Source organism: Marinobacter sp. NFXS9 (assembly GCF_040148665.1).
Taxonomy (GTDB): Bacteria; Pseudomonadota; Gammaproteobacteria; order Pseudomonadales; family Oleiphilaceae; genus Marinobacter_A; species Marinobacter_A mangrovi.
Window position 1 is genome coordinate 26,488 of the sequence record NZ_JAGDDW010000022.1, and the last position, 14,706, is coordinate 41,193.

The 14,706-nt window shown below is 54.5% G+C and carries 14 protein-coding genes; 7 read left to right on the forward strand and 7 right to left on the reverse strand.

Features of this window, described 5'->3' with window-relative positions; all coding sequences use genetic code 11:
• Window positions 1-190: 190 nt before the first annotated feature.
• From J3364_RS21705 to pedF, 4 genes are read right to left on the reverse strand one after another with little or no spacing between them, the layout of a single operon-like run.
• A complete protein-coding gene (locus tag J3364_RS21705; protein ID WP_349560242.1) occupies window positions 191-1,123 on the reverse strand; it encodes a quinoprotein relay system zinc metallohydrolase 1 in 933 nt (310 codons plus the stop codon).
• Window positions 1,120-1,890 (reverse strand): quinoprotein dehydrogenase-associated SoxYZ-like carrier, encoded by a 771-nt coding sequence (locus J3364_RS21710; RefSeq protein ID WP_349560243.1) that lies wholly within the window; start codon window positions 1,888-1,890, stop codon window positions 1,120-1,122. Before J3364_RS21710 ends, J3364_RS21705 begins: the two co-directional genes overlap by 4 nt.
• A 2-nt stretch (window positions 1,891-1,892) precedes the next feature.
• The gene (locus J3364_RS21715; protein WP_349560244.1) at window positions 1,893-2,816 is read right to left on the reverse strand and encodes a substrate-binding periplasmic protein; all 924 of its coding nucleotides are present in this window, start codon (window positions 2,814-2,816) and stop codon (window positions 1,893-1,895) included.
• Between the two features lie 50 nt (window positions 2,817-2,866).
• Complete coding sequence (gene pedF, locus J3364_RS21720; protein ID WP_131482902.1) at window positions 2,867-3,295, reverse strand: cytochrome c-550 PedF; 429 nt, start codon at window positions 3,293-3,295, stop codon at window positions 2,867-2,869.
• A gap of 286 nt (window positions 3,296-3,581) precedes the next feature.
• Here pedF and J3364_RS21725 point away from each other — a divergent pair, with 286 nt between their 5' ends.
• The 6 genes from J3364_RS21725 (at window position 3,582) to J3364_RS21750 (ending at window position 9,336) form a co-directional block, all read left to right on the forward strand.
• The gene (locus tag J3364_RS21725) at window positions 3,582-4,751 is read left to right on the forward strand and encodes a lanthanide ABC transporter ABC transporter substrate-binding protein PedA1 (protein ID WP_349560245.1); all 1,170 of its coding nucleotides are present in this window, start codon (window positions 3,582-3,584) and stop codon (window positions 4,749-4,751) included.
• A 95-nt stretch (window positions 4,752-4,846) separates the two neighbouring features.
• Window positions 4,847-5,764, forward strand: coding sequence for a YVTN family beta-propeller repeat protein (locus J3364_RS21730; protein WP_502882540.1), 918 nt, complete (start codon window positions 4,847-4,849; stop codon window positions 5,762-5,764).
• Window positions 5,761-6,483 (forward strand): lanthanide ABC transporter ATP-binding protein PedB/LutE, encoded by a 723-nt coding sequence (locus J3364_RS21735; RefSeq protein WP_349560247.1) that lies wholly within the window; start codon window positions 5,761-5,763, stop codon window positions 6,481-6,483. Before J3364_RS21730 ends, J3364_RS21735 begins: the two co-directional genes overlap by 4 nt.
• A gap of 1 nt (window position 6,484) precedes the next feature.
• Window positions 6,485-7,282 carry a lanthanide ABC transporter permease protein PedC gene (locus J3364_RS21740; RefSeq protein ID WP_349560248.1) on the forward strand — a complete coding sequence of 266 codons (798 nt, stop codon included), beginning with the start codon at window positions 6,485-6,487 and terminating at the stop codon, window positions 7,280-7,282.
• 342 nt (window positions 7,283-7,624) lie between these two features.
• On the forward strand, window positions 7,625-8,479 hold the full coding sequence (locus tag J3364_RS21745) for a hypothetical protein (RefSeq protein ID WP_349560249.1): 855 nt from the start codon (window positions 7,625-7,627) through the stop codon (window positions 8,477-8,479).
• Window positions 8,480-8,496: 17 nt separating this feature from the next.
• The gene (locus J3364_RS21750) at window positions 8,497-9,336 is read left to right on the forward strand and encodes a hypothetical protein (protein ID WP_349560250.1); all 840 of its coding nucleotides are present in this window, start codon (window positions 8,497-8,499) and stop codon (window positions 9,334-9,336) included.
• A gap of 34 nt (window positions 9,337-9,370) precedes the next feature.
• Here J3364_RS21750 and J3364_RS21755 read toward each other — a convergent pair whose 3' ends face one another.
• Window positions 9,371-10,321, reverse strand: a complete 951-nt coding sequence (locus J3364_RS21755) for a reverse transcriptase domain-containing protein (protein WP_349560251.1) — start codon at window positions 10,319-10,321, stop codon at window positions 9,371-9,373.
• On the reverse strand, window positions 10,321-11,247 hold the full coding sequence (locus J3364_RS21760) for a retron St85 family effector protein (RefSeq protein ID WP_349560252.1): 927 nt from the start codon (window positions 11,245-11,247) through the stop codon (window positions 10,321-10,323). The genes J3364_RS21755 and J3364_RS21760 overlap by 1 nt, the downstream gene beginning before the upstream one ends.
• Before the next feature lie 958 nt (window positions 11,248-12,205).
• On the opposite strand from J3364_RS21760, the gene J3364_RS21765 reads away from it, so the two are divergent.
• Window positions 12,206-13,354, forward strand: a complete 1,149-nt coding sequence (locus J3364_RS21765; RefSeq protein WP_349560253.1) for a hypothetical protein — start codon at window positions 12,206-12,208, stop codon at window positions 13,352-13,354.
• Between the two features lie 244 nt (window positions 13,355-13,598).
• Here J3364_RS21765 and J3364_RS21770 read toward each other — a convergent pair whose 3' ends face one another.
• Window positions 13,599-14,531: a hypothetical protein gene (locus tag J3364_RS21770; protein ID WP_349560254.1), complete on the reverse strand. Its 933-nt coding sequence runs from the start codon at window positions 14,529-14,531 to the stop codon at window positions 13,599-13,601.
• Window positions 14,532-14,706: the final 175 nt, after the last annotated feature.

Genomic DNA, 14,706 nt, shown 5'->3' on the forward strand with positions numbered 1-14,706 from the left:
CACGGAGCCTTTGCAACATTCTAAAGACATTGGCCACATTGAAATCTCAGCCTCCAGAACGAAAAAAGCCCGGCACGAGCCGGGCACAACGTGACGTAAAGTCCGTCTAAAAGGTATCCGGCGGGATCAGGGCGAACCGCCGGACACATTGCGAAAGCAGCACCGCTTCCACAAATTCTCTTCCGCCTGTCTACTCCTCCGGCAACATACTCAACGCCGCCTGCTCATACCGCGGATACAGATGCGTCGTTGACCGGATCAACTCATACGACGCCTCCGCAATCGAATCGAAGCGCCCGGGAATCGGTGTGCGCATGACTTCATTCGCCGTCAGCCCCCGGTTGGCGCTGCTCTTGAACAGGGCGTCCAGCCAGGTCATGTAAGCGTGCATTTGCCGGAAGGCGCGGTCGTCGGTGACCATCGGGCCGTGGCCCGGCACCAGCCGCTCGAAGGGAATCTCCGCCAGCAGATCCAGCTCCTGCTGCCAGACGTCCAGCCCCGGTGATTGCGGCGTGGTGAGGGCGCGGTTGTAGAACACCATGTCGCCGGCGAACAGCGTGCCAGTGGTCTTGTCGAGGATCACCAGGTCGGCGCCAGTGTGTCCGGTGAAGCCCCAGAGCTGGAAGGTGTGATTGCCTACTATCAGCGGACCGGGCGCCAGCTCCTGCGTCGGCAACACCACCTGGGTGCCGCGCATCCAGTCGCCGATCATCCGGTACATGTTGTCGGAGAAGGCTTCGCCGTCCCGTTCCAGCAGTGCCGTGGTCTCGGGCAGCGCCGACAGGCTACGCTCCGGGAAGGCCTGGTTACCGAAGGCGTGGTCCGGATGATGGTGGGTGATCAGCACGTGGGTGACGGGCTGGTCGGTGATCTTGCGGATCGCGTCGTGCAGCGCATCGCCGTATTGCAGGGAGGGGCCTGTGTCGATCACCACCACGCCGGCGTCGGTGACGATGAACGCCGTGTTGACGATGTTGCCGCCGTTCTCCTTCGAGAAGTTCTCGGTCTTGCCCTCCAACATCCAGGTGTCGGACGCGATTTGCTTGGGCTCGAGGTGATAGCGCAACTCGGCCTGCGCCGGCAGGACGAGCACCGCCAGCAGGATCAGACACCACCGCGTCATAACGCCTCCCCGACCTGCCGCTGGAACTGGTTGCCGTTGTTATCGCGCATCCACACCTCATACTGGGGCGGCGCGTCCGGCAGCTCGAACACGAACATGGGGTTCTCCGCGGCGGATTCCGACAACGTCATCTTCAGCAGCGGCTCCGTCTGCCCACCGGCGGTGTCGCGGATCTCCAGCGTCTCGATGTGGAAGGCGGGGATGTTGCCCACCATGCCCGAGTCCATCGGGTGCCTCACATAGACCTTCAGCCGCGACTGGTTGGCCGGTGAAAACGCGCCACCGCGGATCTGGCCGAAGTGCTCTTCCCAATTGGGGTCGGACGACGCCTGGCTCGGCGCGGTACACCCGCCGCCGGCCGCATCCACATGGGCGCTGCCCACATGCCACACGCCCGCTTCATCCTGCACCGCCGCGCGCACGGTCGTGGCCTGCTGCACGCGGAAGTTCAGGGACACCACCGTCACCCGGGTTTGCGGCACGTAGGTAAACAGGTGGGGAATCGGGTTGAGATCCACCCACGTGATGACCTTTTGAACGGGCGCGTCGAACCCGGTCAGGTCCACCGTCAGCGGCACTTGGGAGGAGTCCTCGGCAAACGGCGGCACTTCCAGGTTCACGCGATCGTCCAGCACCACCTCAGCCTTCTCGCCCAGATAGCGCTCCAGGTTGTAATCCCACATGGGCGAGCCGTACGGGTCTTTCGGGTATGCCGCCAGGCCGGTGCTGGCAAGCAGCCCGGTCAGGAGAATCGCGCGACTCAGCATGGTCATTCCTCCGCCTGCCCCAGTACTTCCTCGTAATAGGCCGGGAGGCCGTAGCGCAACCCGTAGTGCTCGTAGATGGCCTTCATCTCGCCATCGCGCACCATCTTGTCGGCTGCCGCCTCGATGGCGTACTTGAGCTGCCGATGGGAACTTTTCACCGCCATACCCACGTCCCACTGCTGCTTGGCGATGCCGGGAAAGCCGTTCTCGGCCAGCTTGAAGCGATGGTCCGGGTCGGTCGCCAGCAGGTAGTCGACTTCGGCCCGCATGCCCATGATCGCTGACACCTCATTCGCCACCATGGCATCGAACGCGTCGCCGATGCTGTGGTAGTGGTGGGTCTGGTTGCGCATGCGGCCACGGAAGGCCGAGCTCAGGTAGAAGTCCGGCAGACTGTCGATCTCGACGCCGATCGGGTTGTACTGGAACACCGCCACCGTCTTCACGTCGTCCAGGTCCGTGGGGTCGTAAGCGATCTGCCACTGCTCTTTCTGGTAGGGGCCGAACATCACCACTTCCTCGTTGACCATCTCCCCGGTGGATTCGGTCATGTAGGCGTAGTCCGTGTCGTAGGGCACGCGCATCATCACATCGGCGATGCGGCGCTTGGCCAGGTAATGCCCCTTCCAGACGTTGTTGCGCAGGTCGTCCTGCAGGGTCTCGTCCGGGGTGATCCAGTGCACCTGGAAATCCACCCCCAGCTTCTTGGCAATGGCCCGACCCACGTCCACATCGACCCCGGCGGGCTGTCCATCCTGCATAAAGGAATACGGCGGGAAGTTTTCATACACCCCCACCCGCAGGTAACCGGACTCGATCACCTTGTCATAGGTGCGATCCGGCGGACGGTCCAGCACGGACTCCGCAAACGCCGGACCGGTCAGAACCAGCAGCGCGAGAACGGCAAGATACCGAACAGCGACCATACGCCCTCCTTCACGACCCAACGACGTCAGCACTCACAATGCCTACCGACTTACTCGGGTTTTGGCAGAGATTCCACGTACGTTTTAATCGCCCACATCGCTTCCTGGTCCAGGTTGCTCTTGAACGACGGCATACCACGATCGGTGCCGTTGCGGACCCGGCCTATGAAGTACTCGTCGTCCCATTCCTTCAGTTCGCGCAGGTCCGGTGTCAGGCCACCGGACATGGCCTCGATGCCGTGGCAACCGGCGCAGTTGCCGGCGTAGCCCGCCTTGCCGATCTTCACGGCCTCGTCGTGCTTGTCGCCGTACTTGTTGCCTTCCCGGAACGGGTTTTCGGACAGGGGATCATCGCCCAGGTGGGGCAGATCGCCGGTGTCGACAGGCTGGGGTGTCACGTTGCCGTGAGCCATGACCAGAGTGGTGCCGGCCAGCAGGCCCGCTGCGAGGGCGGTCTTCAGATAAGAACGGAAATTCATGATCAATAGCCTCTCTTGCTTCCGGTGCCGGCCTGGATTTGTACTTGGTTCGCCGGCTACTCGAATCAGTCTATGGAGGCGTGCGCAACGACCGAATGCCACTTTGGGGCCTTCAGACTAGTTCCTTGGTAGTAGGCGAAGCGGTCCGGTCCGCGGCCAATCGGGCCTGCGGGCGGATTTCTACAACCTTCGTACTGGCTGATTCCTACTTTCAGAATATTTCCGCCCGCTTGCGCCTTCTCTAGTCTGGGAAGAAAAACAACACAGCCATTCCAACGAGGTCGCCATGCGTTTACTGCGCCCGGGCGCTGCCCTGATCACCACCCTGCTGATACTCACCCCCCTGCCCGTGCAGGCGCTGGAGGTGACCGTCGGCTATATCCAGTGGCAGCCTTACCAGGGCCCGGTGCTGTCTACCACGCTCACAAAACCGAAAGACGCCGGCCTCAAGGGCGCGGAGCTGGGCATTGACGACAATAACTCCACCGGCCGTTTCATGCAGCAGCACTACACGCTGGACGCGGTGGTGGCGGATTCCCGGGAACAGGCAACGGACGAACTGCGCCGCATGCAACAGGCCGGCATCGACCTGTTCGTGCTGAACGTGCCCGCCGACCTGCTCAAACAGATGACCGCCGCGGCCGGAAAAGACGCGCTCGTGTTCAACGCCGGCGCCGAGGACGACCGCCTGCGCACCGCCGACTGCCAGCGCAACCTGCTGCACACCGTGCCCAGCCGCGCCATGCTCACCGACGCCCTGGCCCAGTGGCTGGCCAAGCGCCAGTGGAACGCGACGTTCCTGATCACCGGCCCGACGGACAACGACAAAGCCTGGGTCGCCGCCTTCCACCGGGCCGCCAAACGCTTTGGCGTGAAAATCGTCGAGGAAAAACCCTGGACCTTCGACGCCGACCTGCGCCGCTCCGCCTCCGCCGAGTTGCCCCGCTTCACCCAGGGGGACGATTACGACGTGGTAGTGGTCGCCGACGAGCGCGGGGACTTTGGCGAGTACGTGCCCTTCAACACCTGGCTGCCGCGCCCGGTGGTGGGCACCCAGGGCATGAGTCCGGAAGCCTGGCACCGCTCCGTCGAGAACTGGGGCGCCGGCCAGCTGCAAAGCCGCTTCGAGGAGAAAACCGGCCGCCCGATGATCAGCGACGACTACGCCGCCTGGGCCGCCGTGCGCGCCATCGGCGAAGGGGTGATCCGCACGAAACAGGCGAAGGCCACCGACCTGCGTACCTACCTGCTCTCCGACGATTTCCAACTGGGCGGTTTCAAGGGCCGCAAGCTGACCTTCCGCACCTGGAACGGACAACTGCGCCAGCCGATCCTGCTGGTGCACCCGCGGGGGCTGGTATCGATATCGCCGCAGGAAGGTTTCCTGCACCCGACAACCGAACTGGACACCCTCGGCTTTGATAAGCCCGAGAGCCAGTGCCGGATCGCCGACTAACTCAGGATGAACAACAAGGTGACTGCATGAAACCGACCTTACGCCAACTGGGACCGGCCCTGGGCCTGACCGCCGCGCTGCTGGCCCCGGCCGCCATGGCCGACCTGGCCTATGTGTCCAATGAAAAGGACAACACCCTGTCGGTGATCGACATGGACTCACTCGAGGTGGTCGACACCCTGCCGGTGGGCAAGCGCCCGCGGGGCATCCTCATGTCCAAAGACAAGAGCCTGCTCTACATCTGCGCCAGTGACGACGACACCGTGCAGGTGATGGACCTGAAAACCCGCAAGATCATCGACACCCTGCCCTCCGGCGAAGACCCGGAGCAGTTCGCCCTGCACCCCAATAACCGCCACCTCTACATCTCCAACGAGGACGACGCCATCGTCACCGTCGTGGACGTAAAGACCAAGGACGTGCTGGCGCAGATCGACGTGGGCGTGGAGCCCGAAGGCATGGCCGTGAGCCCGGACGGCAAGTGGGCCATCAACACCACCGAAACCTCCAACATGCTGCACTGGATCGACACCGAAACCATGCAGCTGGCCGACAACACCATGGTAGACCAGCGCCCCCGGCACGTGGAATTCACCCACGACGGAAGCCAGGCCTGGGCCTCCTCCGAGATCGGCGGCACCGTCACCGTGGTGGACGTGGCCAGCCGCAAGATCCTCAAAGATTTGAGTTTCAAGATCCGCGGCGTGCATCCGGACAAGATCCAGCCGGTGGGCGTGAAGCTCACCAAGGACGGCCAGTACGCCTTTATCGCCCTGGGCCCGGCCAACCACGTGGCGGTGGTGGACGCCAAAACGTTCGAAGTGCTCGATTACGTCCTGGTGGGCGGGCGCGTGTGGCACATGGACTTTAGCGCCGATGAGTCCCAACTGCTCACCACCAACGGCGTGACCGGGGATGTCTCCGTGATCGACGTGGACGACCTCAAGGTCATCAAATCCATCAAAGTCGGCCGCTATCCCTGGGGTGTGGTGGTCGTGCCGGACCCAGCATGAGCATCGAGGTCGATCGCGTCAGCTTCCAGTACGGGCGCCGGCCCGTGCTGCGGGAGGTCAGCTTTGACCTGACGCCCGGCGCCTTCCACGCCATGCTCGGTCCCAACGGGGCGGGCAAGTCCACCCTGTTCGGCCTGATCACCCGGCTGCTGGCATTGCAGAGCGGCGACATCAAACTGCGCGGCCGCTCCCTGCGCAAACAGCCCGCCGCCGCCATGCAGGCCATCGGCGTAGTGTTCCAGCAGAACGCGCTGGACATGGACCTGACCGTGCGCCAGAACCTGATGTACCACGCCGCGCTCCACGGCCTCTCACGTACCGCCGCCCGCCAGCGCTGCGACGCCGAACTGGCCCGCTTCGAACTCACCGAACGGGGCAACGACGCCGTGCGCCAGCTCAACGGCGGCCACCGCCGCCGCGTGGAAATCGCCCGCGCCCTGCTGCACCGCCCCGGCCTGTTGCTTCTGGACGAACCCACCGTCGGCCTCGACGTACCCAGCCGCCAGGGCCTGAACGCCCACGTGCGTCGCCTGTGCGCCGAAGACGGCCTGACCGTGCTCTGGGCCACCCACCTGATCGAGGAAGTGGAACGCCAGGACCGGGTGCTGATCCTGCATGAAGGCCAACTGCTCGCCGACGGCCATGGCGACAGCATCTGCGAAGCCCAGGGTCAGCCCACGCTCGCGGATACCTTCCAGGCCCTCACAGGAGCCCATTAACATGCGACTGGCCCAGTACTGGCATTGCTTCCTCGGCATTCAGATCCGCGAATGGCTGCGCTTCTGGCAGCAACGCACCCGCTTCGCCAGCGCCCTGGTCCGCCCACTGCTTTGGCTGGCCGTGTTCGCCGCCGGCTTCCGCGCCGTGCTGGGGGTGTCCATCATCCCGCCCTACGCCACCTACATCACCTACGAGACCTACATCGCCCCCGGCCTGTGCGGCATGATCATCCTGTTCAACTCCATGCAGGGCGCCCTGTCGATGGTCTACGACCGGGAACTGGGCAGCATGCGCGTGCTGCTCATGAGCCCCCTGCCCCGGCCCTTCCTGCTGGTCACCAAACTGCTGGCCATGGGCGTGGTGTCCATCGGCCAGGTTTACGTGTTCCTGTTCATCGCCTTCTTCTTCGACGTCGAGCCGCCGCCCATGGGTTACCTCGCCGTCTTCCCCGCCCTACTGCTCACCGCCCTCATGCTCGGCGCCCTCGGCCTCATTATCGCCACCTGGGTGAAACAACTGGAAAACTTCGCCGGGGTGATGAACTTCGTCATCTTCCCGATGTTCTTCCTGTCCTCGGCGCTGTATCCGCTCTGGAAGATGCAGGACGCCAGCCCGGTGTTGTACTGGATCTGTCAGATCAATCCGTTTACCCACGCGGTGGAAGCGATCCGGTTTGCGCTGTATCTGCAGTGGAATTCAGTGGCGTTTGGGGTGTTGGTGGGGGTGACGGTGGTACTCGCGCTGGTGGCGACGGCGGGGTTTCGGCCTCAGAGGACTCGGATTGTTGCCTACAAATGATGGGACACGAGATTACTCCTCTGTTTTTGAACCTCCAGTTCTCTGCAAAAATGACGCTGTTAGCCATTAGCCCCCAGAAACGCGGCTTGACCATATTCATCGAAGAGCATAAAATTACCAAACCCTCTTAAAGAGGTGGAACTTGAGATCGAAAGGCAGAGCTCAGATATCTGTAATGGTTCTCAAGGCTGGTAATACGCCAATGTGCTTGCTAGGTGTCATGAGTCTCCTAGTTCGACGACGTGTTACTCAGTTAGGGACTCAGAAAATACTAGTTTACGGAAATAACCCACTACTATGAGTAATGGGTTATTTCCATTACTATTTTCTGGAGCCCCAAGTATGCATAATGTTGAAACGATTAAAGACCTGATACGTCAGAAGTTGTCCGAACAGTCCCCCGAATTAGGCGCCCGCCTGAAGCAGAAAATAAACCAAGCCCTAATGAGCGAAGGTCTTCCTACCCTGGTAGAGAGAGACTATGGCTTCAAAAAATTTAGCGAACTTCTGGAAGGCACTCTAGGCACAGAACTGGCCATCCATAAATCCGATACGGCTAGCGGAGACATTCTTGTAGAATTCGCCCCCAGACAAACCGCTCACCCTCAAGCTCTCGGCATCGAAAACCTAAAACTCCGAAATGATGTTTGGCAGGCCTTTACCAACCCTGATCCCGACCGGAAACGTTTTTTTAACCCATCAGAAAACACAATCACCCATTTCAAGGTGAGTACCAATCCCGAACAATTCGATCGGATGATCGAGAGTAATGCTTACGTAGAGATAAAGCCCATTAGAGGCCAAACTCAAATTGCTTGGATGAAGGAATTTCTTTCTACCAAACGGCCAGAGATAGAACGCGAACTTAAAATATCGGGAATATTAGAAAAGCCTTACACAAGCAAATCAAATGTTGAGTTTACTAAAGCACTGCCAAACGACGGAGTTGAATGGCGCCAATATCGAACACAAAAGATCAACAAGGTAATCAAGGACTGGGCTCTCGAACACAACATAGCACTTGAAAAATTACAATCTCTAGCGATCGAAGCACCCAAGGGCTTAAAGCCATCCAATTCTAAACTAACGGCAAGGGAAAAAGCTCACAAACTCCTTGACATGCTATCTGACGAAGAGATAGCCAGCTACGCAATACCCTCATTATTGGGAACCATCTTCGTACAAACAAGAACATAAAATTAGGAATGCTTTCAATGAAAACATTCCTCATTATTGGCCTACCCAAACCCCTTAAAGCCAGGCTCGAAGCCAGGGCCAAAAAAGACGGCTACCTGATATCATCAATCCTCTCCGACAAAGGGAGGAAAGGTACGCCAATGTTACTTCCCCACCCATCACAGGCAGCACATCGGCTTTGCGACTATTTTGATAAGACTGCAGAACCATCTATAGTTGTACTGCCATATACTAAAATTCCGCATGACGTTTATGAGGAATTGCACGCGATTGAGGACTTGGATGGAGAAGTACACTTTATCGAAGAGAGCAATGAAGGTTGGCCACATCTTGAAACCCGCAGCTTCAATCAAAAGTTTTTAGACTCGCTATTCTCTTCACTTGAAAACTTTCTATTTCCTAGTCAAGAACTTTTACCGTCAACACGCCTGCTTGAAATTGAGCAGAGCAATGACTGCTTTATTATCGCAAAAGGTGCCATCGACTCTTGCGATGAAGTTGCCAAACATAGATTTAAATTCATAATTGACGCAAACGAGGCATTACTGGATATATGCAACCGGAGCGGAAACGTAGGGCCCATCGAAAAGTATTTTGAATCTTTAGGGCTCGACCATGCTCAAAGTGGAGGGATAGAGATAACGCTTAGAGCTTCACTAAAAGACGGAACGGTTATACACGAAAAAACCTCACAAACGCACCTGAAACAAGGGGACAAAACTACGCCTCAAGCTGCAGCGCGAGTTTATTACCAAACATTTAAAAATAGGGACAGATATTACGTCGTTGTTCTCTATGCAGGGCCCCATCCAGAAAATAATTGCAACTGCGCGATAACACTTGAACAAGACCGATAAAGTGATTAAAACGGCCTTAAGCGCCCCCATTCTCCTATGGATCGTTTCTATCCCTTTTTATTAAACCTTCAATAGATTTAAAATAGCGAGATTGAAGTTTAGTATAGAACTCAGGGGCAATATCCCGGCAGTGGTTGAGAGCACCTTCAAGGGACGAGAAAGCCTCTTTTCCCAAACGCCCTTTCTCCAACAACGATAAGTTAAAGCGCAAGTCGTCCTTGAACTGTTTAGGCAATGTCAGCCTGCCGTCTTGACATATACGCACCCCAGTAACAATTGCATTCCCAACATTTCTATTAAAAAACCTAGTCTTCGAATGATTTACAGAAAGCCTAGGCCATTCTCTTCCTTCAACAATTTTGGTTATAGCTGCCACAACTTCAGCGCCACATTTTTCGTCAAAACCAATAACTAAATCATCCGCATACCGGCTATAAGAATATTTTTTACCTTTAAATCTAGTATTAAGATAGCTAAAAATCTCTTCGTCAATATGCCTCATAGCTATGTCAGCAGCAAAGGGACTAATCGGATACCCGACACATAAATGACCATCTCTTGAGAAGCATGTTTTTCTAATTATTCGAGCACTATCTTCATTCATGAATATATCAAACAGGCCTCTCTCCTCTTCAACATTCAGGGATTGAACAAAGTCGTTAAATGTTATCGAATGAAAAAAATCGCTTATATCGATCCTAACCAGATAGATTCTTTCTCGATGTCTCTGAGCATTTTTTAGTATAGAGCACCCTTTCCAGAAAGCGGATGCCGCGGCACTCCTCTTTATAACATCGAGATAATTACCAATTATATAATACTGAAAAATTTTATATATCTTAGGGGGCACAAAAACCAACCTAACCCCACCGCTTCTCTTAGGTATCTTTATTATCTTTACATGTCTTGCACCTTCAATTATCTGAGATTCCAAGACATCTATTGGTATATTTAGGTCTTCCGAAATATTTTCTAAAATATCCATCAGGAAAGCCTTTTCTTCTTTAAGCTGTTCAACCTAAAAGAGATAATAAGATCATCAGTATATCTACCGTAATTAAAGAACAGCCTATCTGTAAGAGTTTCAATTTTTTCGTGTCTATTTTCGTATTTTATTATTTTCATCCCCTTCAGGAGAGCTATAATTTTACCCAGCCCATTAAAACTCATGTCGCCAAAAATTGAACTATACAAACCGCACAAATCTTTATAAGTTATTGGAGAGCAGAGGTAGATTATATCAGAGGCCAACATAAGGGCTTCTTTAGACGAATCATTACCTTTATCAGGTATGAGTCTATCTTTTGAATACCTCTTAGCCCTCTTGACTTGCCCACCTATTACAGCCCTATATATGTCCGGAAATATTGCTCCTATACCATCCGTCAGAGTCAAGCCATCAGGCCTCATAGGATAGTAAAAAACATTTTCTCGCGAGTGCGCTTTACGAACGGCTTCTATGGGGCCGATGTTGATAAAAGAAGGAGAATCCTTGAAGTGCTCATCGTTAATTATGAGAAGCTTTTCCCGAAAATCCATATGCGAAAAAGCGCCCAGCTCACAGAAAGCACTTTGGCTTTCCAAAACAATGATTACTTCATCTGATATATCGGTTAGAAAATGCTCTGCATCAAGTAGATTTATGCGATGTTTGATATCGTCCAACAAAGCATCAAAGAAATGCTCAGCGATAATAACGGACACATTTTTTATATTTTTCTCTAAGAATTCAATTATCGCTTGTCGTCGCGCGGATATCCCTTGTCCACTAGGTTTATTAGCACCACATATAAAAACTAGAAGCGGGGAATCACCAGTGCGCTCAACCGCCCCGCTTAGTATAGCTCTCCTGAGCTTGCGAATTGCCTGCCCCAAAGAGCTAAGGACATCCTTTTCCTTTACTGCTTGCATTGCCTACATTTAGCGCCGTTGTTTTATTGTTCGGGAATGCCTGTGACTACAGGCATTCCCGAACAATAAAACAACGGAACCTGAAGCCAACAGACAATTCTTAGCAGAGTACGCCGTCGTACCCCGTTGAGCTTTCGCTCAATTTGCTAGGCCTTGCCAGAATCGCACAATGAGCGCAACTCGCTCAAGAAAAAAATTCCCGAACTCGGGGTCTACCTTCGAATTTAGCAGATCATTGAACCACTACACTGTTCTAGACTAGTGGCGGAGGTGTGGCTCAAGGGGTCCGCAAGGGTCCGGGGTCAGGTCTTGCGTTTTGCCCTTGCGATACATTGAGAGCAAAACGAGTAAAAGGGGCCAATGGAGAAAAGGGGTCAAAACGCAAGGGTCCGCAAGGGTCCGGGGTCAGGTCTTGCGTTTTGCCCTTGCGATACATTGAGAGCAAAACGAGTAAAAGGGGCCAATGGAGAAAAGGGGTCAAAAGGGGTCAGGTGCGCAGTTGCTAATTGCCCGCTATTCCCGCAGCTCGGGGCCAGGTCAAACAATGGGGCCAGCGTGCATTCACTGAACTTGACACCATTTACTGGTAGAGGCATTTGCAATTAAAGGGGTCAGAGCGCATTAATTTTGATCAGCTGATCCATTCCCAGCGCGCTCGGTGGCAGGCCGCTAAGCCTTTCGTCAGAAACCCGCCCTCTCCCCTGTCCGATTTTCTCCATTCGTCACCCAATCCAATAGCAGCGTGCTTTTTCATTCGGTAACCTCGGTCTCTGACCACTCGGGATGAGTGGAAAAGTTTCACCAGGGAAAGGAAGCCAGCATGAAATTGATCCCCGCCAAGGACGCCGAGCCGTCTGATCTACCGTATATCGTCAAACCGTTCTTCGCTGTATCGGAGGTCGAGCAATAGCTCTCTAATCCGGCTTTCAACTCTCTCGTTAATCACGACCATGGGCCAGTGCGCCTTTCCAATGGCCATTCTGGACGTCCTGAATACACGGAAAGCGATGTACTGAAAGACGTTCGGCAGGGCCGCATTGTCCTTGTCGATAAACTCGGCGGTTTTCCCGCATTCCCGATGTTTGAGTACAGGGATGGCCAATGGCGTTCTACGGAGGATTTCCGTACAGATTTTTTCTTGCGGAGCGCTCTGGAGTACCTGAATAGGCAAGAGCTCACGCCGGATGACATCAAAATGGGAGCGGCACAAGGTGGTGCCACCTTCGCGGGAATAACATCAACGGCCGTAAATGATGATGTGGCAGTAGACACCACGAACGCCACACCAGATCGGAAGCCGTCGCTACCTCTGGGAGAGAGCGCCAAAGTCGCACCGCTGGCAACGGCACCGGCTGCACAAACAGCGGCCATCAATGAGCCCGATAAAATCGAGCCAGGCTTTCACGTTGTTCGCCAGCCGATGTCATTGGATGAGCTCAAGCATGAGCTCTATGGCAGCAACAGTGCGGTACCCAACCGATTCAATGAACTGAACCCCAACCTTAAGGGCGTCGTTCTTCCGGGACAGATGATCGTCTTGGGTGATCCCAATGGATCTGAATGCACTCTGGAAGAAGCGCAGTTGATGGACGTTGCGGATCAGGTCAACCGAGAGGTAGATGAGTTATCTGAAGAGGAGGCTGGTGTCCTTGTCGAACACTACGACCTGCTCAAGTTCATGGCTTCTTCTGGATCGGCAGGGCTAGGAGCTGGCTCTTTTGTCATCAAACAACAAATAAATGCCATCGAAACGTCGCTCCGAGAACTGGAAACGCTGCACCAGCAAACCTATAGTCGGTTCGGGAACCTGAACCAGGCATCGTTCTTTGAAGAACGGCGGGCCATATTCAAAAAGCTCGACTTCAATCTTGGACACTTTGCCAGAAAGGGAATGTCCATTGATCCTGACAGCAACCTCAAAAGAGCGTTGGGACTCTCTTCAAAAAGCATCGTGCATCACTGGAAGCAGGCCGGGGTCGGCGACATCCCAGGGTACAGGGTCGCTGCTCGGGGTCAGGTCTTGCGTTTTGCCCCAGTGCGCTTCTGGCCAATACAAAAGCAAAAGGCAAGACCTGATCCTGCCACCTTACGGAGACGGGCCTGGTAGCCGCCGTTCTCGATATAGGATACGTTGTCCTACGTGGGGCAATGGTTTAGCAACGGTTCGTCATCTCAGTTAACGCAATGCAGCCATCCGGTCATTCCCAACCCGATTAAAGGGGTCAGAGTGAATATTGTTTGATTAGCCCACAGCTGCCAATCCGCTAACAATAATTCTGGAGCTCATGTAGCCACCCCGCAGCCAGGCGGCGAATTCGCGTTGGCTTTGGGGTTGAACGAAAGGCGACAAACTACCAGAGAGGGTGATTGGGGCAGGTCAAGACAGTTCCTTTGCGTGGCTTAAGGAATTCTCGGACAGAGAATAGTGTGACCGCACCGCCCCAGAATAAGGAAAAGAAAATTAAAAAATGATTCAGGAAGCTCAGCTTCAGGAAGAAGTGGTTCAGAAATTCTAACCGAAGTAGATAGCTATCGTATGGTAGCTTTAGAAGGCTAACTGCGCCGAGCAAAGCAAAGATGGCTGAGAAGATACCAGCCCCGGCGATAATGGATGAGTAAGCAGTTACTATAGCATCATCCCTGAATACTGCCATTCTATCGCCGTAGATGGCACGGATCATCCGCCCCCCATTTCCAGGAATGATGTCAAATTCACCGGAATCCGCGAGTGCTTCGTAACTGGTCTCTATAACTGTCTGCTTGACAGTTAAATTGGTGGCGCTATGCGTGGAGGCTTCCTTTTCATCAAATATACTGTATTCGTGCTCAATACCAACGAACACGGCAATACTTCCATAGAATACGACATCCACACTCTCGGGGTTCTTGCTGCCTAGGCTGTGCCGTGCTAATCCTGGAACGAAAAACTCAAAACCATTAAGTGTGTGCGAAACACTCGCGTCTGTGTTACTTGAGAGCCAATTCTTTCTTTTAAGGTTGAGATCGAAAACTCGGTATATCAGAGGGTCAAAGTTATCTTTGCTGTGAGTGAGTGTGCATGAAATTTCATTGATTGACTCATTGCATAAAGTCCAGAATAGCGAATCTAATTGCTCATCATTAAGTTCTCCAACCGGGCTGTTATTTTCTTTGAAGTATTGTGCGAGCTGGACCTCAGGTGTTTTGCGGCGGTGCCATATTATCTTGCGATAGACGGCTTGAGTGGATTTGAACAGTGCAACAAGAAAAATTATGACAATGCCAAAGTTAATAAAAGAATCCATTCTAGATAATCCCTTGCAACACTAAATCTGGAATTCAGACAATATACGTAGTCGCCCCTGCAAAACGCCGTTTTCAGACAGCCAGCAATTTACCGGTCTCTGCCGATTCATCCGGCAACGCCGGGGTTGACCATAAAATAGCCAATATCAGGCGTAAATGCCGTCCGTTTTCATA

Bases quoted from the DNA above. Each gene is read 5' to 3' on its own strand.
- J3364_RS21705 (WP_349560242.1), bottom strand. From the start codon at position 1,123: ATGACGCGGTGGTGTCTGATCCTGCTGGCGGTGCTCGTCCTGCCGGCG.
- J3364_RS21710 (WP_349560243.1), bottom strand. From the start codon at position 1,890: ATGCTGAGTCGCGCGATTCTCCTGACCGGGCTGCTTGCCAGCACCGGC.
- J3364_RS21715 (WP_349560244.1), bottom strand. From the start codon at position 2,816: ATGGTCGCTGTTCGGTATCTTGCCGTTCTCGCGCTGCTGGTTCTGACC.
- pedF (WP_131482902.1), bottom strand. From the start codon at position 3,295: ATGAATTTCCGTTCTTATCTGAAGACCGCCCTCGCAGCGGGCCTGCTG.
- J3364_RS21725 (WP_349560245.1), top strand. From the start codon at position 3,582: ATGCGTTTACTGCGCCCGGGCGCTGCCCTGATCACCACCCTGCTGATA.
- J3364_RS21730 (WP_502882540.1), top strand. From the start codon at position 4,847: ATGGCCGACCTGGCCTATGTGTCCAATGAAAAGGACAACACCCTGTCG.
- J3364_RS21735 (WP_349560247.1), top strand. From the start codon at position 5,761: ATGAGCATCGAGGTCGATCGCGTCAGCTTCCAGTACGGGCGCCGGCCC.
- J3364_RS21740 (WP_349560248.1), top strand. From the start codon at position 6,485: ATGCGACTGGCCCAGTACTGGCATTGCTTCCTCGGCATTCAGATCCGC.
- J3364_RS21745 (WP_349560249.1), top strand. From the start codon at position 7,625: ATGCATAATGTTGAAACGATTAAAGACCTGATACGTCAGAAGTTGTCC.
- J3364_RS21750 (WP_349560250.1), top strand. From the start codon at position 8,497: ATGAAAACATTCCTCATTATTGGCCTACCCAAACCCCTTAAAGCCAGG.
- J3364_RS21755 (WP_349560251.1), bottom strand. From the start codon at position 10,321: ATGGATATTTTAGAAAATATTTCGGAAGACCTAAATATACCAATAGAT.
- J3364_RS21760 (WP_349560252.1), bottom strand. From the start codon at position 11,247: ATGCAAGCAGTAAAGGAAAAGGATGTCCTTAGCTCTTTGGGGCAGGCA.
- J3364_RS21770 (WP_349560254.1), bottom strand. From the start codon at position 14,531: ATGGATTCTTTTATTAACTTTGGCATTGTCATAATTTTTCTTGTTGCA.